The 22,136-nt window shown below is 40.3% G+C and carries 19 protein-coding genes; 7 read left to right on the top strand and 12 right to left on the bottom strand.

Annotated features, from left to right (window positions below; all coding sequences use genetic code 11):
* Positions 1 to 3: 3 nt before the first annotated feature.
* Entirely contained in the window at positions 4 to 1,203 is a 1,200-nt protein-coding gene (locus tag Q3W13_RS09500; RefSeq protein WP_302863236.1) for a glycosyltransferase, read from the bottom strand.
* 239 nt (positions 1,204 to 1,442) lie between these two features.
* On the opposite strand from Q3W13_RS09500, the gene Q3W13_RS09495 reads away from it, so the two are divergent.
* On the top strand, positions 1,443 to 2,825 hold the full coding sequence (locus Q3W13_RS09495; protein ID WP_302863235.1) for a hypothetical protein: 1,383 nt from the start codon (positions 1,443 to 1,445) through the stop codon (positions 2,823 to 2,825).
* On the opposite strand, the gene Q3W13_RS09490 is transcribed toward Q3W13_RS09495, so the two are convergent.
* Genes Q3W13_RS09490 through Q3W13_RS09445 form a run of 10 tightly spaced genes read right to left on the bottom strand, consistent with a single transcriptional unit; the run spans position 2,820 to position 15,375 of the window.
* The gene (locus Q3W13_RS09490; RefSeq protein WP_302863233.1) at positions 2,820 to 3,905 is read right to left on the bottom strand and encodes a glycosyltransferase; all 1,086 of its coding nucleotides are present in this window, start codon (positions 3,903 to 3,905) and stop codon (positions 2,820 to 2,822) included. The two genes, Q3W13_RS09495 and Q3W13_RS09490, sit on opposite strands and share 6 nt — an antisense overlap.
* The gene (locus Q3W13_RS09485; protein ID WP_302863232.1) at positions 3,883 to 4,791 is read right to left on the bottom strand and encodes a bifunctional 2-polyprenyl-6-hydroxyphenol methylase/3-demethylubiquinol 3-O-methyltransferase UbiG; all 909 of its coding nucleotides are present in this window, start codon (positions 4,789 to 4,791) and stop codon (positions 3,883 to 3,885) included. Before Q3W13_RS09485 ends, Q3W13_RS09490 begins: the two co-directional genes overlap by 23 nt.
* A gap of 25 nt (positions 4,792 to 4,816) precedes the next feature.
* Positions 4,817 to 6,067, bottom strand: coding sequence for a glycosyltransferase (locus Q3W13_RS09480; RefSeq protein ID WP_302863230.1), 1,251 nt, complete (start codon positions 6,065 to 6,067; stop codon positions 4,817 to 4,819).
* 10 nt (positions 6,068 to 6,077) lie between these two features.
* A complete protein-coding gene (gene asnB / locus Q3W13_RS09475; RefSeq protein WP_302863227.1) occupies positions 6,078 to 7,985 on the bottom strand; it encodes an asparagine synthase (glutamine-hydrolyzing) in 1,908 nt (635 codons plus the stop codon).
* Between the two features lie 24 nt (positions 7,986 to 8,009).
* Entirely contained in the window at positions 8,010 to 8,879 is an 870-nt protein-coding gene (locus tag Q3W13_RS09470; RefSeq protein WP_302863226.1) for a glycosyltransferase family A protein, read from the bottom strand.
* Entirely contained in the window at positions 8,867 to 9,619 is a 753-nt protein-coding gene (locus Q3W13_RS09465; RefSeq protein WP_302863224.1) for a bifunctional 2-polyprenyl-6-hydroxyphenol methylase/3-demethylubiquinol 3-O-methyltransferase UbiG, read from the bottom strand. The genes Q3W13_RS09470 and Q3W13_RS09465 overlap by 13 nt, the downstream gene beginning before the upstream one ends.
* A gap of 19 nt (positions 9,620 to 9,638) precedes the next feature.
* Positions 9,639 to 10,910 carry a lipopolysaccharide biosynthesis protein gene (locus Q3W13_RS09460; RefSeq protein ID WP_368077628.1) on the bottom strand — a complete coding sequence of 424 codons (1,272 nt, stop codon included), beginning with the start codon at positions 10,908 to 10,910 and terminating at the stop codon, positions 9,639 to 9,641.
* A gap of 1 nt (position 10,911) precedes the next feature.
* The gene (locus tag Q3W13_RS09455; protein ID WP_302863219.1) at positions 10,912 to 11,910 is read right to left on the bottom strand and encodes an SDR family oxidoreductase; all 999 of its coding nucleotides are present in this window, start codon (positions 11,908 to 11,910) and stop codon (positions 10,912 to 10,914) included.
* 20 nt (positions 11,911 to 11,930) lie between these two features.
* The gene (locus Q3W13_RS09450; protein WP_302863218.1) at positions 11,931 to 12,920 is read right to left on the bottom strand and encodes a Wzz/FepE/Etk N-terminal domain-containing protein; all 990 of its coding nucleotides are present in this window, start codon (positions 12,918 to 12,920) and stop codon (positions 11,931 to 11,933) included.
* A 28-nt stretch (positions 12,921 to 12,948) separates the two neighbouring features.
* Positions 12,949 to 15,375 carry an SLBB domain-containing protein gene (locus Q3W13_RS09445; protein WP_302863215.1) on the bottom strand — a complete coding sequence of 809 codons (2,427 nt, stop codon included), beginning with the start codon at positions 15,373 to 15,375 and terminating at the stop codon, positions 12,949 to 12,951.
* 468 nt (positions 15,376 to 15,843) lie between these two features.
* On the opposite strand from Q3W13_RS09445, the gene Q3W13_RS09440 reads away from it, so the two are divergent.
* From Q3W13_RS09440 to Q3W13_RS09415, 6 genes are all read left to right on the top strand, one after another.
* On the top strand, positions 15,844 to 17,472 hold the full coding sequence (locus Q3W13_RS09440; protein ID WP_302863214.1) for an ABC transporter ATP-binding protein: 1,629 nt from the start codon (positions 15,844 to 15,846) through the stop codon (positions 17,470 to 17,472).
* 72 nt (positions 17,473 to 17,544) lie between these two features.
* Positions 17,545 to 18,516 carry a glycosyltransferase family 2 protein gene (locus Q3W13_RS09435; RefSeq protein WP_302863212.1) on the top strand — a complete coding sequence of 324 codons (972 nt, stop codon included), beginning with the start codon at positions 17,545 to 17,547 and terminating at the stop codon, positions 18,514 to 18,516.
* A gap of 63 nt (positions 18,517 to 18,579) precedes the next feature.
* A complete protein-coding gene (locus Q3W13_RS09430) occupies positions 18,580 to 18,855 on the top strand; it encodes a hypothetical protein (protein WP_302863210.1) in 276 nt (91 codons plus the stop codon).
* A 243-nt stretch (positions 18,856 to 19,098) separates the two neighbouring features.
* A complete protein-coding gene (locus Q3W13_RS09425; protein ID WP_302863208.1) occupies positions 19,099 to 19,554 on the top strand; it encodes a heme-binding domain-containing protein in 456 nt (151 codons plus the stop codon).
* Between the two features lie 49 nt (positions 19,555 to 19,603).
* Positions 19,604 to 20,785, top strand: a complete 1,182-nt coding sequence (locus Q3W13_RS09420; RefSeq protein ID WP_302863205.1) for an MFS transporter — start codon at positions 19,604 to 19,606, stop codon at positions 20,783 to 20,785.
* A gap of 319 nt (positions 20,786 to 21,104) precedes the next feature.
* Entirely contained in the window at positions 21,105 to 21,413 is a 309-nt protein-coding gene (locus Q3W13_RS09415; RefSeq protein ID WP_302863204.1) for a DUF305 domain-containing protein, read from the top strand.
* A gap of 33 nt (positions 21,414 to 21,446) precedes the next feature.
* Here Q3W13_RS09415 and Q3W13_RS09410 read toward each other — a convergent pair whose 3' ends face one another.
* On the bottom strand, positions 21,447 to 21,908 hold the full coding sequence (locus Q3W13_RS09410; RefSeq protein WP_302863202.1) for a DUF3659 domain-containing protein: 462 nt from the start codon (positions 21,906 to 21,908) through the stop codon (positions 21,447 to 21,449).
* Positions 21,909 to 22,136: the final 228 nt, after the last annotated feature.

Below are 22,136 nucleotides of genomic sequence, written 5' to 3'. Positions count from 1 at the left end.
TTTTTAATTCATTTTGCTTAATAAATCGCGATATAAGTCTTCAGTTTCTTTCACCAAACGATTGTAAGAGTAGTTTTCCAGGGCTGATTTTCGCCCGTTTAATGCCAACCTATTTCTCAATTCAGAATTTTCGATTAGTTGCAGCAACTTTTCCGCAAATATTTCTGCGCCGCCATTGCACACAAAGCCGGTCTGTCCATCCCTTACAACGTCTTTTACACCGCCAACATCGGTACATATCACAGCCGTTGCTGACGCCTGCGCTTCAATAATACTTACCGGCGTACCCTCGTTTAACGATGTCAGCGCCACAATATCCGCACCGGCATTGATGACATCTATATCCTTTCGCCACGAGGTAAAAATAATATCCGCATCGTAGTTGTCATCGCCCGGTGCACAAAAACTGAACCCTGAGTTTTTACTCATTGATATAATGGCTTCGCGTAGTTCTCCATCGCCCACGACAAAGGCTTTGAATTTCCGTTTGGTGCCTTGTTGCTTAAGCAGCGTCAGCGATTCAATAAACAACGAGTGATTTTTGATCGCTGTAAGCCGGCCAGTTATTACTATTACAACCTCATCTTCCGCAATCCCGTAAGAATTTCTGAAGCTATTTCTTTTTATATCCTGTTCTTCCGTAAAACGTTGAAGATCAAAACCCAGCTTTATAACATGTACCTTACAAGCCGGTGCAATTTTATATTTACTCACCAGGTCATGTTTTTGCTTTTCGCTTATAGCAACAATGGCATCACTTATCCCGCATAAATACCGCTCAACCGCTAAAAATATTTTTGTTTTGAGCGGGGAAAAATACCCATCGAATACATTTCCGTGATAAGTATGTATTATGATCTTCTTCTTTCCGGGGCTGCGGTGAGCCGCCAGTCTGCCCAACACTCCTGCTTTTGCTGCGTGCGTATGTACTATATCGGGTTTTTCATTTCTGATCTTATTATAAATATACCTGTACGCCCGGATATCCTTTCGGGGATTAATACTCCTGTTCATACACGGTACATACTCAAAATGTATCCCCAAATCCTTTAATATATAATCCGAGTTGCCCTCATAAGGTTCTTTGGCTCCGGCCAGCACACTGGTTTGGAAGCATGGATCAAGAAACCTTGATAAGTAAGCCACATTATAGGTGGGTCCTCCAATGTTCAGACGATTAAGAATGCGCAGGATACGGGGCATAGCTAAAGGTATTAGGTACTCGAAAGCTTAGTTTTCCAAAAGCTAAAATAGTGACATACGATCAGATATGCCTTATGGCTGCAATAATAATTAAAATTACTTACTTGTTTCAATTAATAATTTTTTCTTTGTAAATCAGCACAAAATTTATTTTGTGAAATACGCATTCAGTAAACAGTTAAAGCTATAACACCGATTGTGTTCTTCAATGACAACAAATAATTGATTTCAGGACAAAAATGGGCGAAATTACGTTAACCGATTATTTATTGTTGCCATTTTACCTATGGTTTATTTACAAAGTAGCCTATTTCTGCCGAAAAAAATATTATCCGAAAGATCATCCATATTATCCCTATTTCATACCCGGCCTCACGGTAAAAATTGTCGGGGCAATATGTATAGGATTAATTTATAATTATTATTATGCCGGGGGCGATACTTTTAATTTTTTTTATCACTCGCAGATCATTAACTCGACGTTTACACAATCGCCTAATGCCTGGTTCACTCTCATGACGCACCAAGTGGACGGTAGAGACCTGATAGCCTCCAAGGCCGTCTCTGATATGTACTGGTACGATGATATCCCAGCTTATACAACTTCGTGTATCGGTGCTTTCATAGGTATGTTTTGCTTCACAAAATATCTGGTCATTAATATAATCATTGCATCTCTTTCATTTATTGGAAGCTGGCTCTTTTTCGTTCAATTTGGACGCCAATATCCGAATTTGATTAAATATGTGGCTATAGCTATTCTTTTTATGCCGGGGCCCGTAATTTGGGGTTCGGGGCTATTCAAGGACAGCTTTTGCCAGTTTGCCATCGGTTGTTTGGTGTACTGCATGTATGTTCTATTTGAAAAGCGGGAGTTTAAAATAGGATTGGTGCTGTTGCTTGCTTTGTCGGTTTTCCTGCTGATGCTTATAAAAGCTTATATTCTGATCGCTTTGCTGCCCCCGGTCTTTCTTAAGACATTGCTGGTTTATAGGAAACAGCTGTCAAACTATTACGAAAGCAGACTATCCTATTATATGATTCTTGGTATAATCACTATAAGCTTCCTTATAGTCGTACGTAAAGTATCCCATCGCGTTTCAGCCGAGGCAATACAAAGCACGCTGGAAACCATAAAACGGCAAAAGGATTATTTGTTGGAGGTATCGCTGCAATCAGATGGATCTGCTTATGATCTCGGAGATTTTGATCCTACAATAGGCAGCATTCTGCATAAATTCTGGCCGGCAGTTAATGTAGCATTATTCCGGCCTTACCCATGGGAATCCCGAAGTATTATGGAGCTATTCAACTCTTTTGAATCGTTTGGTATGTTATTATTGACATTATACCTCCTAATCAAAAGAAATTTTTTTAAAACAATAAAAAATATATTGGCTGACCCTACGCTGATGATGTGCTTGTTTTTTGTGCTGGGGTTTTCTTTCATTGTGGGTATATCAACCTATAATTTTGGTTCTCTTTCCAGGTACCGCATCCCCGGAATCCCATTTTTTATGCTGTTTGTGTTCGTACTTTTATTTAAAGATAAAACTACTAGGTCTTCTTCTGCCCCGGTAGTCATGGACGAAGTTACAATTGAGCCCGAACCGTCGTCATAAAAGGTTAAAAACAGCAAGATATTTACCCGCATTGGCTTCAACCGAACTATTCTGTTCGGCGAATTTCCTGGCATTTTCACCCATCCTTTTCCGCAATGCCTGGTCTGTGATCAATAATACAAGCTGGTCTATCCATTCTTGCTCGCTTCTTACCAAAAAACCATTATACCCATTTTCTATTACCTTAAAATTAGGTCCCAAAGCTGTCGCTACAATAGGTATTCCCGCGGCCATATACTGGACTAATTTGCCGCCACTTTTACCATAGGCCCACTTCTCATCGGGCAGGGGATGCAAACCGATGTCAAATTGCTGCAGGTTTCTTATTTCGTCTTCAGCACTCCAATGCAAAAGCTCAATATCAATTCCATCCACCACAAAATCATCATCACCCATTACCATAATCTTAACATTATAATTCGAAACCAGGTACCTCAGGACATCGTCGATCAGGTGCAAATATTTACTTGTGGTTTGGCTTCCACTCCATCCTATAACCACCTTATCAGACTGTTGATTATGGGGATACAGGTATTTTTTCACATCAATAGTAGCGGGGATCATACTCAAATTTTTATTGAGCTTTGCTGAATATGACTTTAGTTCATCCGTACTAACCAATACATGATCGCTGCTTTTGATTAAGAAATTTATTTTTGAAGCAGATTTTAAAAACCTGATAAAACTATTGTACCGGCTTGTCTTACTCATATAAACCAGATCGTCTATATCGTAGATCATTTTTTTTGCCCGGGCTCGTATTATCCATTCCATAAAGGGCCTCCCGAACGGTGTGATCCAAAGGAATATGTAGACAATATCATACTGTCTTACGCGCAGTATGTCTTTACATCTTCGCAGATACCCACCAATAGTACCGACGGTTTTTGCTAATAAATGGCCTTTTTTATAAACTATCTTTTGCATCTTTTCAGACATAAAAGGAGAAATCTCTACTTCAAAGCCATTAGCCCGCCAGTTATCAAAATATTGTTCAAATTTCAGCCGCTGGCCTGGTGCGCAGTCTGTCGGGTATGGACAAAGCACAAGTATTTTTCTATTTCTTTTTTCCGATTGCATGCCAATAAGGTTCTTGTTCTGAAAATATAATATCGGTTAAGCCGGATCTCTCCATCATCCGCCTGATCTCGTCCTTGGTAAACCGTTGTTCCAAGGGGGTCCCAAACCTGTCTCGTGCATCGTTTCTGATTACGTTAAAGGTTTTGCCCACATAAAAATGCAGGGGGATTTGCCGGGCTACAGCCTTTAATCCGACCTTTTTAAAACACCAGCCTGTAAATATCAGCGGCAGATACACTATTACTGCCAAAATATCGCACAAAGTATTCTTTACAGGTTCGCGTAAGCCCGATATAACTTTTCGAACGTAATTTGAAAGATAAAAAATCAACTTGAACCACGAACCTTTATTATCAAATCGGTAGTAAAGATAAACAAGAAAATACCCACCTGGCTTCAATTTGTTGACACATTGCTGCATCGCCAATTGTGTATCCGGGATATGATGCAACACACCAAGGCTGAATACGAAGTCAAAGTTAGAATCGGCGAAAGGCAGATTATCAACGCTGGCACGCGAAAGCCTAACGTTATCGCAATCAAACAAGAGCATAGAAGCTATCTCGATAGCTTTGCTTGGATCGACCGCGTCAACTCTCAATGCCCGTTTGGCAACAAACTTCGTCCATCTACCAGTCCCGCAACCAACATCCAATACTTGTTTATTTTCAATCCATTCTGGTTTAACAATATCAAAGTAGTGTTCAGAAGCAATGGCTTCGATCTCCTGATCTGAAAAATGATTAAATTTTGTCCATTCCTCACCGAATGATTCTACCGTTGCGGTATCGATATTGGTTGAAAATTCAATGTCGAAATTGTAGATAACACGGCCGTTGCCTTGTGTAACACTGTGAGGTTCGGGTTTAAAAGCTATTGGTTCCATGAAACGGCGAATCAATTAATATCTTTCAATAAATATCATCGGGAAAACTATTGGTTATCCGGACGTATATTTCCCGGTATTCATTTACTCCCTTGTCTAGTGAAAAATAATCCAAGGCTCCTTTCCTAATATCTTTTTCATTAAACCGGATTCCCGACACCAGTTGCTGTATGCAACTATCGAAATTAGGCAAATTCACAACCAGCCCCGAACGATAACGTTCAACTACGCTGCTGCTATCGCCTATACCATCGTTGCAGATCGCCGGAACTCCCATTGCCATAAGTTCGCCCTGCTTGGTGGGACTACTGGCAGTCTTGCTATATGAAGATTTAATAAAGAATAACCCATAACTGAACAGACTAATCATCAGGGGGACTTCCTGACGTTCGGCGCTTATGATGATAAGGTCATCTGTCCCTACTTGGTGCAGCCTGGCCTTCTCAGTAATATATCCTGCATCGTCGTGTGTCACCATTAAAAACTTTGTAGCGGGGATACTCCTCTTTAATAATGAAAAAAATTGAAGCATCTCATCCAGCAGATACCATGTACCAATGCTTCCCAAATATCCTATCACAAGGGCCTCAGGGTCAACATTAATCATTTGCCTCATACGCTGAACTTCATCTGGACGTATCTTATCGCGGTCGAAAAGCTTGGTATCTACACAACAGGGAATAACCGATATTTTATCAGCTTTTATTTTAACGCCCTTCCATGCCAATATGTCTTTTTTACCTGCCTCTGTTAGACTCACTATCGCAGCAGACCGGTTTATGAACACTAACTCCTTCTTCTTGAAAAACAGGTATATCGATTTGAAAACGGGATTATTCAGATTCCACAACCCGCCATCAACGCGCTCATCAGCCCAAAAACCCCGCATATCAAAAATAAAGGGCAATTTATATTTCCGGTTTAGCGCCATGCCAACAAGGGCCGGTATATAGCTGCGGCAGTGTACAAGCTTATAGTTTAGTTTACGATGCAGATTTATGGCTGTGCGTATCATACGGAGATAATCGTACAAGGTAGATAGTACCGGCGGTGACTTGGTATAAATTAGCGGGTGCCAATAAATACCTGCGGCATCAAGAATAGTCTTTATGTTGCTCCCGTTTTTTTTGTATCTGTATTTCTTTTCAAAACTCAATATTGTAAATGAAAATCCACTTTTTGACAATCCTGATAAGTATGGAATAACCTGGGACTGACCCAACGGATCAGTCATGCCATCATAAGAAAGATACAAAACGTTTTTACTTTCCCCCATTTTGCTTTTATCAGTTACTTTTCATCCATTGAGCGTACCACATCTGAAACATGAGCAGATACCATACCTGTAAATGCTTCTCTTTATTTCCTGAATAGAATTTCTTCAATATTTGTAGCACCACAGCAGTATTAAATAGTCGATGCTCATTTAATTTTTCCTCATTTATAAAAGCCTCAACCAATGGTTTCAATTCGCCTGAAAGCCAATTTTCGATTGGAATAGCAAACCCCATTTTTGGCCTGTCCATCATGCGCTCCGGAATATACTTATGAACAATCTGTCTTAAGATATATTTTTTTTGGTTATGATAATACTTATATTCTGTCGGCAATTGCGCTGCCCACTCAATAATATGCTGATCTAAAAATGGTTCGCGCCCTTCAAGTCCTACACTCATGGTTGCTCTGTCAACTTTTTGAAGTATATCATCAACCATATAAGTCTGGTAGTCAACTGCCATCATATAGGAAATATCATCATAGCCTGAGGCAAAGTTACCCGTGTGATGAGCTGTCTGTAAACCCTGTATCGGTTCGTTAAACAATTGTGCTATTTCATGTTCAGTAAAAACCTGGGTCAGATTTTTAAGTAATTCTCCGGGCGAAGGATCGCGCAATATATTTTTGAATTTATGGTATCTTCCATGAAAATTATGCGACCTGTTGAAAAAAGGGATGCTAGCAGAAGAAATACGATCCATTGCGTAAGACAAAGTAGCACGGATATGCCTGGGTATTTTTGTTATCCGTTGGCTATATCTCGAAACATAATCGTAACGGTTATAGCCCGCAAATATCTCGTCACCTGCATCGGCTGAGAGGGCTACCGTTACTTGTTTCCGTGCCATCCTGCTCACCAAGATAGTAGGTATGGCGCTGCTGTCGGCAAAGGGCTCGTCGTAGTAATAGGGCAGATCCGGAATAATATCCATTACCTCTTTAGCAGAGCAATAATATTCAGTATGATCAGTGCCCAGCAAAGCAGCTATCTGTTTTGCGAACGGCGCTTCATCGAGCTTATTATCAATACTTCCGATCGTAAAGGTTTTAAGCCTGGCTGTACTTTCTTTTTGTAAAAGAGCTGTAACACATGTACTGTCATACCCACCGCTCAAAAAAACCCCGATAGGCACGTCTGCCACCGTCCGGTATTGAAATGATTCCGAAAGTATTCGCTCAGTTTCTTCGATCGCTTCATATAATGAAACAGATAGTTTTGGCTTGTCGTAATAGTCATATACATTCCAATAGGCTTTTGTTGTTATTTGTTTAGATCTAAGATCTAACCGGAGAATATGACCGGGTGATAACTTGTTAGTACGCTGATAAATGCAATGAGGCCATGAAACATACCCATAAATCAAGTACGAGGCTACGACATTGGGATCCATAACCTTTTCAAACCCTGGATGTTTTAATATTGATTTTAATTCTGATCCAAACAAAAACAGATCATTATTAAAATAATAGAAGAACGGCTTGGTGCCAGCCCTGTCCCTTATGCAGATCAATTCATTTGTTTTATCATCAAATAAAACAATAGCAAACATCCCCCGCCATTGGCGAATACAATCCTCGCCCCACTCCCGCCAGGCGTGTAGAATGACTTCGGTATCTGAATGCGTATTAAATTGATGGCCTAGTGAAACCAGCCTGGCTCTAATTTTATTATAATTATATATCTCACCGTTAAAAACGACATGCAGACCATCATAAACCATTGGCTGACTGGCCATTGAGCTAAGATCGATCACAGACAGACGACGGTGTCCCAATCCGATCTGGTACCCATCCAACTGCCGGAACGACACGCCCTGCCCGTCCGGACCGCGGCTGGCCAGGGATAACGTCATATCAGCCAGGTTGCTTTCATGGCTGTTATTTTTAAAATCTATAAATCCGGTTAAACCGCACATCGTAAAGTGTCTACCCCTGTTTTATCAAATACCTACCCGGGCTAGTCCGTATTTAATTACATACCAAAAGAAACTTAAGTAATCCCTGGCTTGTATAGCAGCTCCGCTAAGCATATAGTAGTTCTTTCTCAGGAACTCCTTCATTAGCCGCTTAGGCACTATATATTCATTTATCAAAATGTTAACAAATAACTCGTTGTCCTTAAACAACTTCTTCATACTATCCGGGTTATGATACATGCTGCCGGAATGTACACGATAAAAAATGTTTTGACAAGATAACGAAATACACGTTGAAACCAACGCCAATTTGCATAAAAACAGCCTGTCTGCGCTGCTGTGTAATCGCGTATCAAAAGATATACTATTGTCTATAAGTACTTGCTTCCTGAACATCAGGTTCGATGGTATAGTTGCAATATTACTGTTATAAAACAGGATGTCTTCCATCATCTTGTCGCCCGGCGCCTGCATCGGGGCAGATTGGTTGATACTAACTCCTTTTTCATCTATGAAACTTATTTTTGAGCCGCAGGCCCCTGCTTGGCTATTAGTCATCAATGCTTCCACCCGCGATTGGATAAAGTCCTCCCCTAATAAATCATCTGCGTCTAAAAAAACTACAAATTCTCCCAGAGCCCGTTCCAACCCCAAATTACGCGTGGCGGCCACTCCGGTATTTTCTTTTTCGAAAGCCCTTATCCTGTTATCCAAATTTTCCAATTCAAGTACAATTTGGCCGGTATTGTCTGTACTACCATCATTCAATATCAATACTTCAAAGTCATTAAAACTTTGCTTTAGAACAGAAACTACCGTCTGCTGTAAGTATCGGCTTCCGTTATAAACCGGGATGACTATACTTACTTTTGGTTTGATCTTCACTTTCGGCATACAGCAAATAATACGTGACAATTTTTTTCCGCAAACTCCTTTTCAGAAAATAATTGAAAATCATGAGACGTGGGGTAAAGCGATTGACCGAAAAAAGATTCAAAAACACTATTCCGGACTTTGTAAGGCAACTTTCTTATACCGCGCGCCAGCAACAGATTTTCCATACGGCGCTTAGCCCAACTGTGCCATTTTCCCGGGTAACGCACATACTTTTGCCCGTAAATATCAACCGTTGCAAATTCAGCCCTTAAAATATCATTTAACTCCTCGTAAGTAAATTCCTGGGTATGAAACGGGTTGATAATGTTTCCGTCCGGACTGGATATTTTAATATTGGGTGTCGAGATAATAACAGTTCCACCTGGTTTAACAACCCGGCCAAACTCTGATAGCATTTTCCTGTATTCGATTAAATGTTCAATAGTTTCCAGGGAGACAATAACGTCAAAAAAAGCATCCTTAAACGGAAGGGAGGTCGCATCCATTATCTCAAAGCTTATTGATGTGTTGTGTTCCCAGTCCTTCCGGCATGCTGTTATAGCGGCTGGATCTATATCACCTGCATAAATTTTAGTATTGCTGACCTTGCTTAAAATATCAGCACCGTAGCCCGACCCACATGCAAGGTCTAATATTACGTCGCCTTCACGAATATACCGGGCGGACTCAATATACCGGTGTATATGTTCTCCAGTCCAAGGGGTAACCTCTACAAAGTGGTGACGTTCTATTGACATAGTTATAATTATCTGGCAATCATTTCGGACTTCTATTCAATCGATATGGTGTTGATTCTGACAATATAATTATCCCCCTTTTTATTTCCCTTCGATAAAAGACTGCTATTAAGCTAAAGCAAAAAAGGTATGATAGCACTGATGCGTACCCAAATTGAGTTATTTTTAACACAGCCAGTAAATAGTAATTAACTAAAATTGAGAACATTATCACCACAGGGCAAATGAAATAGTAAAGGTTATTTTGCCTTTTATAATATACAAGTCCACCTAAAATCATATAAGCGCTGTAAAAAAACTGCCCAATAATCAAAAAGGGCAGATAGTACAATGAAGATTGGAATTTTGGAGCAATAAAATACCTGAATCCTATAGGCGCAAATAGGTATATCAGCAAGCCTGTTACGCCAAGAAGCAACACATAACTGCCAGCTACTTTAACTACTTTTTGGTAATTCCCCTTATTTAGATTATCATATAAAAAGGGATAAAAAGGTGTGATAAAAGCCGAACTGAGCATGGTTATAATAAAGGCAAACTGTGCAGCCAAACCATACAGGCCGGCTTTTGCCGCCCCGAAAAAGTAATTGACCATGTATTTATCCGTATTGTACAAGAAAAACACCATAAAAAAGAGCGGTATGGCCGGAAGTCCTCTTTTTAAGATAAGCAGAATCCAGCTTTTACTGCAGTTAAACGTAATTAGCCCGCTTTTAATAAAATAAAAAAGCGCTACAATAAATACCACAACAGTGCTTATAAACATACTTTGCACCCTGCCCATATAACCCATTCTGAGAAACCGTATAAAAAGCACTGCCAGCACCAGTTCAAGCACCGTTTTCAAAATAGCAAGTATACCAAAGCTCAGGGGTTTGTTTTTGTTTCTTAATATGGTAAACAAGTAGTCGCTATAGAAATTGGAGAAGCTAAAGAAACATACGATATATTGCACCTGCGTGGTCAATCCCGTCAGGCTGAAAAAAACAGAATGAAAAAGTATAACCGTCAACAGCACCATCAATAACACTAAAACAGGGATCGCTAAGGAAGTGCTTACAAAGCTTGCCAGCTGCTTTTTGTCGATAGACGGATATTCAACTGTAAACGTTTCTCCTATCCCCAGATTCATCAAGGGCGCTATGAAATAGATTGAGTTAGAAAATATTACAATGATGCCGTACTCACTTTGTGAAAGATAATAAGTGAAAAATGGCAGCAGGAAAAATGAAATACCTTTGGCAGCCAAACCACAAATTGTATATATCCCAAATGATTTGTAAAAGCTCAATTTAATAAAAACATTGATGATAGTTAAAAGATTCTATTGTAGTCTTTATCCCCTCTTTAAAGCCGATAAGGGGTTTATATCCCAAAATATCGCCGGCCTTTTCAATGTTGGCAAGACTATGCCGCACGTCTCCTGCCCTGCTTTCGCGGTATACCGGCTCTAGTTTCACATCTAAAACTCTTGTAATCTCCAACCAAAGTTGATTTAGGGATGTCTGGCTGCCGCAAGCAATATTGTATATGCTATCTTCAGGAGGTACATTCTGTATAAAAAAGGATTTAATATTGGCCTGAACGGCATTTTCTACAAAGGTAAAATCTCTTGTTTGTTCTCCATCACCATTAAATGTGGGCGCCTTGCCCAATTTGGCAGCTAAAATAAATTTAGGTATCGCGGCAGCATATTCACTTTCGGGGCTTTGCCCGGGTCCGAAAATATTAAAGTATCGGAGTCCGACAGATTCTAACCCGTAAACCCTTGAGAAGAGATCAGCATACAATTCGTTAACGTATTTAGTTACAGCATAAGGGGACAGCGGTTTTCCTATGCGTGCTTCAACTTTTGGCAGTTCCTGACTGCTTCCGTAGGTCGAAGAAGACGCCGCGTAGATAAAGCGTTTAATAGTTCCACTGTCTTTAACAGCGTGAATAACATTCAAGAAGCCTGAAATATTAACAGAGTTAGTAGTTACCGGATCATTTATCGAGCGGGGAACAGATCCAAGCGCAGCCTGGTGACTTATATAATCCATACCGATAACCGCTTTTTTACAAACTTCAATATCCCTGATATCACCTTCCATCATTTCGAAGGCTGGATTATCGAGAAATGGCTCAACATTGCGGCGATAACCTGTTAAAAAATTATCCAGCACGCGCACTTTCCCTGCATTATATTTAAGTAAATATTTAACAAGGTTTGAACCGATGAACCCTGCACCGCCGGTTATAAGGAAGCTATACCGGCTCAGGTCTGCTTCGTGATAACGATTATCATACATATTTTTTTCACGAATAAAGTTTAGCTTTTTAATAGTTCATCTACACCCAGCAAAACTGCCATAAACAATAATCCTATCAGCGTTGTGACAGCCATATGTTTTATAAGACTTACTTTTTCAGGAATTAGCGGCAGATCGGATTCGTCTATAATCCGATATAAAGGCGTTTCCTTTTGCAGATTAACTTTCGCTATCTCGAGATTGCGCATCACCTCAATATAGGCTGCGTTATATGCTGCGGCCTTTGCCTGATTAAACATAGCGCCTGAACGTTGAACGGAGATAGCAGGATTGAGATCGTAGGTGCGGTCGTTCATGGATGCTGTCGACGAAAAGATACCCCTCAGCACCATAGCCAGGCTATCTGCTTCGTGTTGCAAAAGCTTCACCCCCGAAGCGAAAACCTTGGTCTTGGTCTCGGTAAAATACTTAAATGTTTCGTCCAATAGGAGCTTTGCAGTGTAGTAAGTGATATCAGGATCAGTAGAAGTAACACTTAATATATAAACAATCAGTTTCTTATCTTTCTTAAATACGATAAACGACTTTTCGACATAAGTGATGATTTGCTGATACAACATTTTCTGAGTCGGCGTAAACTTATCCAGATCGTTGCCGAATGCACCAACAGTATGAAATTCTTCGCTGAATTGTTTTCTTGCGATAAGATTAAGGAGGGTTTGACGGGGCTTTGTATCCACTTCCGACATCAGAGCAGCGCCGATAAGCCTTCTGGATTTAAACAACTCAATAATATTTTCGCCCGAAAAAATATTATCGGGGCTGCTGGATATAGCATCAAAGCCAAGTTGCGCAGCTAAGTTATAGATGCCGCTATTAGGTTTTGATTCCGTTGATAACACGAAACTAATATTGGCTCTATAAACAGGCCGTTTGCTGCGTATCCTGATAAAACCAATCAAAGCGCCAACTATGGCAGCAAGCAACAAGAGCCGCCATTTTTTAACTACGTTGGATATTATCCGGACTATTTGTTCCTGGCTGAACATATTATATTGCTTTCCTGTACCCGGTATATTATTTATGAATATTGGTAATCGTGATTATAACTAATGATATTAATGAAACTATAGTTGATGTTAGGCCTATAGTTTCGCCGGTGGTAAGCGCCCTTCTTACCTTTTTATGCGGCACAATTATTTCGGCGCCGGGTTCAATTTTCGGATAGGACCTGAACAATCCTAAGAAGCCATTTTTGGCTTTATTTACATGCCCATTGGGGTAAACTACGTATATTTTAGACAAGCGGGCATTTTCTGTAGTTCCCCCTGCCTGTGTAAGGTAATAATTTAACGATTCGCTTTCAATGAAGCCCGCTTTAGTTGGCGCCAGCACTTCGCCGCTTACCCTTACCAACGGATCTACTTTTAAAACCTGTATAATGTCACCATCCTGTAGAACATAATCGTTCATTGATCCGGGTTCATTCAACACCTGTTCAAGGTTTATGGCTATCCTATTGTTTGCCCTACTTGCGTCTTCGATAACCTGGGTTGTGCTTGTATCGCCTGTTTTTTTCTGAACGGTCTTAATACTCTGATCATTGGCCTGATCGGCATCTGTATTCTTCCTTATTAAAAAAACACCCTTTTTATATGCAAGCGGCGATAAACCACCTGCTCGTTTAATGAGGCTGCTGATACGTTCGTTTTTTAGGCCAATCGTATAACTTCCCGGAAAAGAGACCTCTCCATTTATAGTAACGCGCTTTTGCTCCGTATAACCCGGGTTACGCCTTACGGTTATGATATCATAAGGCTGCAGCACGAATTTATTATTTTCTATTTCCAGCCCATCATGAATATCAACATTATACACTTCGGCTATTGAATCAACGCTTACCTGGAGGCTTTGATTTACAATACGTCTTCCAACTTCAATATTAAATGAACTGGCTGCGTCCGTAACCCCTCCTGCCATAAACAAAATATCTTTTAGTGAGAGATTTTGTTTAAACCCATAATCACCTGGTTTCCTTACCTCGCCCAATACCGTTACTTTCAAATCACTCCTGAAATCATCCTCAGCAGCAATATGCACCACATCACCCTTAACAAGGGCAATATCGCTAGCCCCGTTCATGATTTCTGTTACATTAAATGTAATGTTCTCTTTTGTGCCGTCTGCATGGGTGCGAGTTAAAGTTGCACGCCGGGTAAATACGTTTTCCTGCAGTCCGCCCGCCCGTTGTATCAAACCACCGACAGTAAGGCCTGGTGTAAGCTCAAATGCACCGGCCCGGTAAACTGCGCCCGTGATATTTACTTCATTTTCAAAACGGTTCAAAATGGCGCCTACCTCAAACTCGTCGCCATTCTGCGGCTCATAGTTTGCATTCTCTGTCTTTGGCAGGTCTTTTATCTTTCGTTCGATATCTGTCACCTGCTTTACTTTAATGCTGGCTTTATAGGCCCGCTCGGTAAACCCACCCGCAAAAAACAAAAGATCCTGTAATTTCTCACCGTCCTTAAGTTCAAATATTCCCGATCTTTTAACCTCCCCCGTTATTGTTACCCGCTTTTTATAAACCGGAAAATTTATTACATCACCTTCTTGCAGCGGAACATTTCCCTGCTGGTCGCCCCGGGTCAGAAACTGGTAAAGGTCTATTGTTTTATATACCTTATTCTCCCTTAACAATTCTATACTGCGGTAGGAATTAATATCACCTGGCCCTCCGCATAAAAATAGGGAATTAAAAACAGTTGAAAGCGAAGAAACGGTATAATTGCCCGGCTTTGCCGCGCCGACAATGGTAACATGTATGCTTTTTATCTTACCCAGCGTAATAGTAAGCTTTGACTGGCCATTTTTCAGGGATGCATAAGTTGTTTGAGCCATTTTTTCCTGGATTCTTGCAGTGGCCTGCCCAACGGTAAGCCCGGCTACTGCAATTGTACCGACATGAGGCAAAAAGATCGTGCCTTCGGGCTGTACGACAGACCTAATACCGGTTTCTTGATAACCTGATACATTGATCAGCAATTCATCGTCTGCTCCAAGTATGTAATTAACAGGCGTAGCTATACGCAGGTTCGGCTCGAAAGATAACGACGCTGTGCTAAAAAGAGACGCTCCAAATACGCCAGATGTAGGCGGCTTTTGGTAGGATAAATAGTCGTCCGTTTGTTGGTGCCTCTTAGCGCTTTCAAGAGTAGCTGGGCCGGAAGAGATACTTTGGGCGCCTCCGGCGCTTTGAGCACCTGTAAGCCTCGCTTTCAATTTCTGCCACTCCGCCGGCAGCATCCCTTTACTTAACGCTATCTGTTCAGCTTGCTCATTGGATATGCCACTTGCCTGCAACCTCGATCTGATGGTAGCAATATCAGCATCTGAAAGCTGGTCTGCAGTTATTGCAGACAGGCTATATCCAGTAAAAATATCGGGTATTTGCGATGCACTGTTCAACGCATCAATCTGCATTTGATGCTTACCTTGTGCCAAAGCTGTAAATACGTTTATACATAGACAAAAAGATAGCAGAAATACGATTTTCTTATTGATGTACATTTTTATTTGCAAGCTTAGGTGATATCTTCGTGCGATAAGGGATTTTATTACTGGTTTTCAACTTTTAACAAACATCTTATTAATTGCAGCTAAACTACATATTTTAATTTAAAACTCTTTCTTTTGAATGATCAGGTGTCTTACTAAAAATAACTTACCTTATCTACAACAACGCAATTGACCGGCAAGTAAGGAAAGTGATTGTTTTTAACGATCGCTGAAGATAATATTTTATAAGTTAACTCACAATCCATTTTGAATATAAGAAAGAACTTTATAGCTTTTTTACACGACCTCAGAAGGTCCCGTGAATTGCTCTGGACTGTTGACAAGCGCCTGACCAGAGTCAATGTTTTTCTGCAGATATTACAATCTTTTCTGCCTATAGCTTCCCTTTATTTCATGAAAGCTATGATAGACGCTGTACTGCATCAGTACAAAGCGTTTGACAGTATTTTACCATTTATCGCGGGTTATGCGTTGATACAATTGCTAATTGTATGTATTAACCAATACTCGGCATACTTAGATATTAAGCATCAGCACAAGATAACCGATAGTCTATCGGCCAAGATATTTCAAAAAGCCATTGAGGTTGACTATGAGTATTATGAAAATCCGCTGTATCACGACACTTTACATCTTGCACAGCAACAGGCATCTTATAAGATACCACAATTATTTAAGGACTTTAACACTATGGTAATTAACATCCTTTCGCTGTTATTCCTCATTGGATTCTTCTTTACTATTCATGCTCTTTTCGCGCTCTTTTTAACGGTAGTATTTATACCATTAGCCATAACAAAATGGTATTCGGGTTTCAGACTGCTGCAGATGGAGAAAAAATTTGCCCCTATGGAGCGTGAGGCGAACTATTTGAGCAATGCTTTAACCGGCATTAATTCTGCAAAAGAAGTACGTGTGTTTGGTTACGGGAATAGCTTCATAAAAAAAATAATGAATATCCGGGAGATTATTTATCGTGAAAAAACATCGCTTCATGCCAAACTTGTCTGGTATAATTTATTAGCCGAAGCAGGCGAAGTGATTGCTATGGGCTTTGCCTTCGCCTTGCTTGCCGAGTACACGTGGGAAAAAATAATTACTTTGGGCGTTTTTGTTATTTACCTGCAAGGTTTTCAACGCCTTCAAAATTCCTCAAAAGGTTTTCTACAGGCGCTTATTCAGTTATTTCAGCAAAGGCTCTTTTTAAAAGATCTGTTTTCATTTTTAGATCTCAAAACATCAAAGATAAATGCGGGCACATTACCATTTCCTTCCGCAAAAACAGGCCTTACCATATCAAAATTATCCTTCACCTACCCCGACACGAACAAAGTTGTACTTGATAATATATACATGGAATGTAAACCCGGCAAGATAGTTGCACTGGTAGGAGAAAATGGTTCGGGGAAAACCACGCTTATAAAACTGCTGGCCAGGCTTTACGAGAGCCAGGCAGGGGATATTAAAGTTGACAACATAGATATTAGTCAAATAGAATTAAATGCTTTTCGAAATAAAACAGTGTTCCTATTTCAGGATTTTGAAAAATATTTTTTAAGCGTTGAAGAGAATATAATGCTGGGTGATGACAATAATGATATAACTAAAGGCCAAACCGAGCAGGCTGCCAAGCTGGCCCAGGCACACGATTTTATTATGCAGCTGAGCAATGGCTACAAAACCCGTATAGGAAGGCATTTTAAGGGCAGCGAACAATTAAGCGGTGGCCAATGGCAAAAGTTAGCCCTGTCAAGGATATTTTACCGTGACGCAAACCTTATTATACTCGATGAGCCAACCAGTTCATTGGATCCAAACGCCGAATTTGAAGTGTTTGAAAACCTGAAAAAGAACCTGAAAGATCAAATGATAATTGTGGTTACCCACAGGCTGTATAATTTAAAAATTGCAGACTATATTTACCTCCTTAAAAATGGCCATATCGATCAGGAAGGGGATTTCGAAACCCTGGTTAATAAGGATGGCGAATTTAAGAAAATGTATTCCAGACAAAAACTTTGAGATTGGGCTGCAAGTTGCTATGCAGTTTATATCAACGGCTTTGCCTTTCTATCTTAATAATTCCGAATAATAATGTCTTATGCTACCTTATCTGTTATTATACCTACTAAAAACAGACCTGAACTGTTAAAAAGAGCCCTGCTGTCTGTTGCTACACAGAATTATCCCCGTTTTGAAGTCTGTATAATAGATAATAACTGCGATCAGAAAGCAAGCAATGAGACCAAGGCAATTGTAGCGGAATTTAAAAACAGCTATCCAGGCATAGTATGGCTTTATATCCACAGTACCAAAAAATTTGCATCGGGCGCCCGAAATGACGGAATGGACGCGTCTGGCAGTGATTACGTCATATTTTTAGATGACGACGATGAAATGCTGGCCGAAAGCATCAAAATACGGATGGATGAGATGGTTGCTAATCCCAAACTTGCATTATTATATTGTGGCGGCTATTCGAAAATACACCCATATCCTTTCAAACTCTATCGTTATTATCATTACAATAAGACGCTCCATACCAATAGGCTGATGATGATGTCATGCTCATCAATCATAATCAATAAAAAGATATTTCAGGCTAATAATCTCCGGTTCGATGAAGAACAAAGCCGTATGGACGATTATGACCTGTGTAAAATGATAATTAAACTCGGTCTTAACGTAAAATCAATACCTAATCCGCTGGTATTTATTCATATTCATCCGCAAACCCGAATATCGTCACAGAACTTCATGGATTATGGCTTTAAAAATGCATTGATTAAACGATGGGGGCCTCAGGAGGCTGATACGGTATATCACTATGCTGAAGCAGTATGCATTTGGCGGAAATGTTTTGGAATAGAAGAACAAACATTGGCAAAAATTTCAGACAATTTACGACGGGAGTTCAACAGGCGTCCCAGCTTGTCATTCCGGCTCAAATTTATCCTTGTGAGCATTAGCCCTGTTCTTTTCTTATTTTTTTATCACATAGCACTTTATATATCGCAATCTTATAAAAACAATATTGCTTATTCACTGGAAAAACGGGATAAATAAAAGTTTTGAGCTATTGCCTGTTGTATATCGCCCCTAAATCAAGGTATGAAATAAAATGACTTTATGAAAAAGAATACTCGTTATGACAAATACAAAATGAAAAATTCTAAAGTCAAAGTTCGCTTTTGCAAATTGGCTGGCTTATTTGAAAGTTTTGCAGCGTATAAACCAAGATATAACCTTACTGCTTTTTCAGGTTGGCAACGATTTTCAGCTGGTATTCTTCGTATTCGGCAACTTGGTAATGATCGCATTGAGAAAGGCTTTTTAAACTACTTCAACTTTCAATATAAGACTCGAACATCCTTTTATCTGACGCTTCCCGCAAATACCAAATGATTTCCCCCTAAAGCTGTTAACGGTCATTTTTTATACATATCTTCATCATAAAAAATGAATAACACTTTTCGTTACTTCGTAACAAGGGTGAAGCCATCCTGATTATATAGGGTTCCACAACAGCAGACCCGGAGATTGCGCGTTAGTAAAGCGGTTTTACGCATCGCTATATTGACGATCCTTGCGATGGACTATCTGCAATAGTCGGTTATTTATTTGGTGTTAAAGTATAAGCCATACACTATGAAAGTAATAAAAAAGATACTCCTTGTACTATTGGTGATACTGGTCGTGATCCAATTTATTCGTCCAAACAAAAATATTTCTTCCGGCCCGTATGTAAACAGCATAGATAAACACTATACGGTTCCCGGCGATGTTCAAACTGTGCTTAAACGCAGTTGTTATGATTGTCATTCCAACAATACCTATTATCCCTGGTACAACAACATCCAGCCGGTGGGCTGGTTGCTTGCCCGCGATGTGAATGAAGGTAAAGAAGACCTTAATTTCGACGAGTTTAACAGTTATAGCCTTTCCCAAAAACAGCATAAATTAAAAGACCTAACCGAAGAAGTAAAGGAAGGGGAAATGCCTATGAGTATATACACCGTCATTCATCGCGATGCCGTTCTTTCAGCAGCCGAAAAGGAAAGGCTGATTAGTTGGGCAGATAGCCTGAAGAGCAGATTGAATTGATAACTATTTGACGGAAATGTCAGCTATATATCGCGGATAACAGACTTACATGAAATTTTTAACACGGACCGTCTGGATTCTCTCTTTTATAAGTTTGCTGACGGATGTCGCCAGTGAGATGCTTTATCCCATTATGCCCATTTACCTGGAGAGTGTTGGCTTTTCCGTGTTACTAATCGGCATATTAGAAGGGATTGCTGAGGCAATTGCAGGGTTAAGTAAAGGCTATTTTGGAAAGTGGTCTGACAATAGCGGCAGACGTGCCCCATTTATCCGCCTGGGTTATACATTAAGCGCTTTTTCAAAGCCCTTGATGGCCGTAACCACTTTTCCGGTATGGATATTTCTTGCCCGTACTGTTGACCGCCTGGGAAAAGGAATACGAACTGGTGCACGGGATGCCCTGCTGTCTGACGAGGCTACACCCGCCACAAAAGGCCGTGTATTTGGCTTTCATCGTTCGATGGACACAATGGGGGCTGTAGCCGGGCCTTCGCTGGCATTATTGTATCTATATATTTATCCGGCCAGTTATCGTCCGATGTTCTTGCTGGCATTTATTCCCGGAGTGCTGGCGATAGGCTTGTCATTTTTCCTGAAAGACCGGAAAGCACGACCAAAAGAATCTAAGGCTACTCTTTCATTTTTCTCTTTTTTACACTACTGGAAAACCAGCCCTGCCAGTTACCGAAAACTGGTTGGCGGGTTATTAATGTTTTCCTTAGTCAACAGTTCTGATGTATTCCTTCTCTTAAGGATAAAACAGGCAGGATTGAGTGATATGGCCACAATAGGGGTATATATTTTTTATAACATTGTGTACGCCATTGCGGCTTTTCCGCTTGGTGTACTGGCAGACCTGGCAGGGCTGAAGAGAGTATTTATAGCCGGACTATTACTTTTTGTGGTGGTGTATAGCGGCATGACGGTAAACAGTGGTTGGTATTGGTACGGCCTGTTATTCTTCCTGTATGGTTTGTATGCTGCGGCGACGGAAGGTATATCCAAAGCATGGATAAGCAATATCACTAAAAAGAACGATACCGCAACTGCCATTGGAACTTATACGGGATTCCAAAGCATCTGCGCAATGCTCGCCAGCGCGCTTACCGGCTGGTTATGGTTCCGGTTCGGTGCTGAGTTTGCTTTTACCGTTTCAGCTTTAATGACGCTGATTGTCGCTTTTTACCTCTCACAGGCTACCACTGAACCCGGTAAAACTGTCGCGTAAGATGTCCCGCAAAATTTGATAAACTCCAATCGTGCGAGAACAATCTGGATATCTGAGTGTATTTTAATATAAGACAGACACGAAAATCACTTTAAATGATAGCTTGATAGCGCAGGGGTTCCCGCATGTCAGTATGAGTAATCGAAAAAATAAACTAATGACTAAAGCGATGGAAAAATCAAATTATAGCAGATTCGCCCTTATACTCTTAATTTCGTTTATACTCATGTATGCCATCATGTTTCTGAATGTAGAAGAAGCTGATCATATTTATCTTAATATGACACGTTTTTACATGAGCCTATTGATGATATGCGCGATGGCGGTACTCATGATAGTCATGATGCCATTGATGTACTCTGATAAAAAGGCGAATATCATAATAATGATCTCCAGTATAGTCGTATTTGCGTTTGCGTTCATCGGTGTCCATAAGCAATTCCTGATCAGTGATATTCAGTATATGAAAGGAATGATACCTCATCATTCTATAGCCATTATGACTAGCAAGAATGCGCATATTAAAGATGCACGTGTAAGAAAACTGGCGGATGGTATCATCGAGACTCAGGAGAAGGAGATTGCCGAAATGAAAGCAATGATCGACAGCCTGCAACACACACACTGATCGAATATTAATGAGTACAGGCGCTCCCTTAAATTAATGACCCGGATGCGGCATATTTTGCTTTCTTAACCAAAAGCAGTGTGCGGCACAAGCATGTAACTTATAGTTTTTATGCGTTGTGCCGAAGTTATGGCCTGCCGGATCAAGAATTTCGCACTCTTCCTCATCTTTGTCTCTAACCTTAAGTACACTCTCACCCTCATTGTTAAAATAGAATCCGTCTTTACGTGCCTTACCTAACTTTTTACCTTTGGCATCTATAACGTTACCGTCCCGGTCGATAAAGTAAACCTTATGGCCCTTTGCATCCCTTACAATATCATCTTTATTGATAAAGCCCAGCAACGTGCCCCCATGATCATGGATTTGGCCTTTTTTATTAATGTGAATTTCTGTTGCCGAAGCTCCCGTAGGTTCCGTTTGCGCAAACGTAGTTGTCAGGCCTGCTGCAAGAATAGCAGCAATTATCATAAATAAAGTGAATGTTTTTTTCATGACTTTTTTTATACAAAGAAACTCTGCGTGCATAAACAAATCATTGACCGTCAGCAAATAAAAAGGTAACAGGTGTCACAAATCAAACAGAAAGCAACGCTTAGCTTTGCAGTGCCGGCCATTTTAAATATAAAAGGAAACGATAATTATATAAAAGCCTGCTCGTTTTATTTGCAATATTTGCACTGTGACCAAGAAGCTATTTGTAATCTTTTTAGCCGTATTGTA

This window comes from Mucilaginibacter sp. L3T2-6, from assembly GCF_030519355.1.
In the GTDB taxonomy this organism is placed as follows: domain Bacteria; phylum Bacteroidota; class Bacteroidia; order Sphingobacteriales; family Sphingobacteriaceae; genus Mucilaginibacter.
This window is presented reverse-complemented; position numbering and strand designations above follow the sequence as displayed.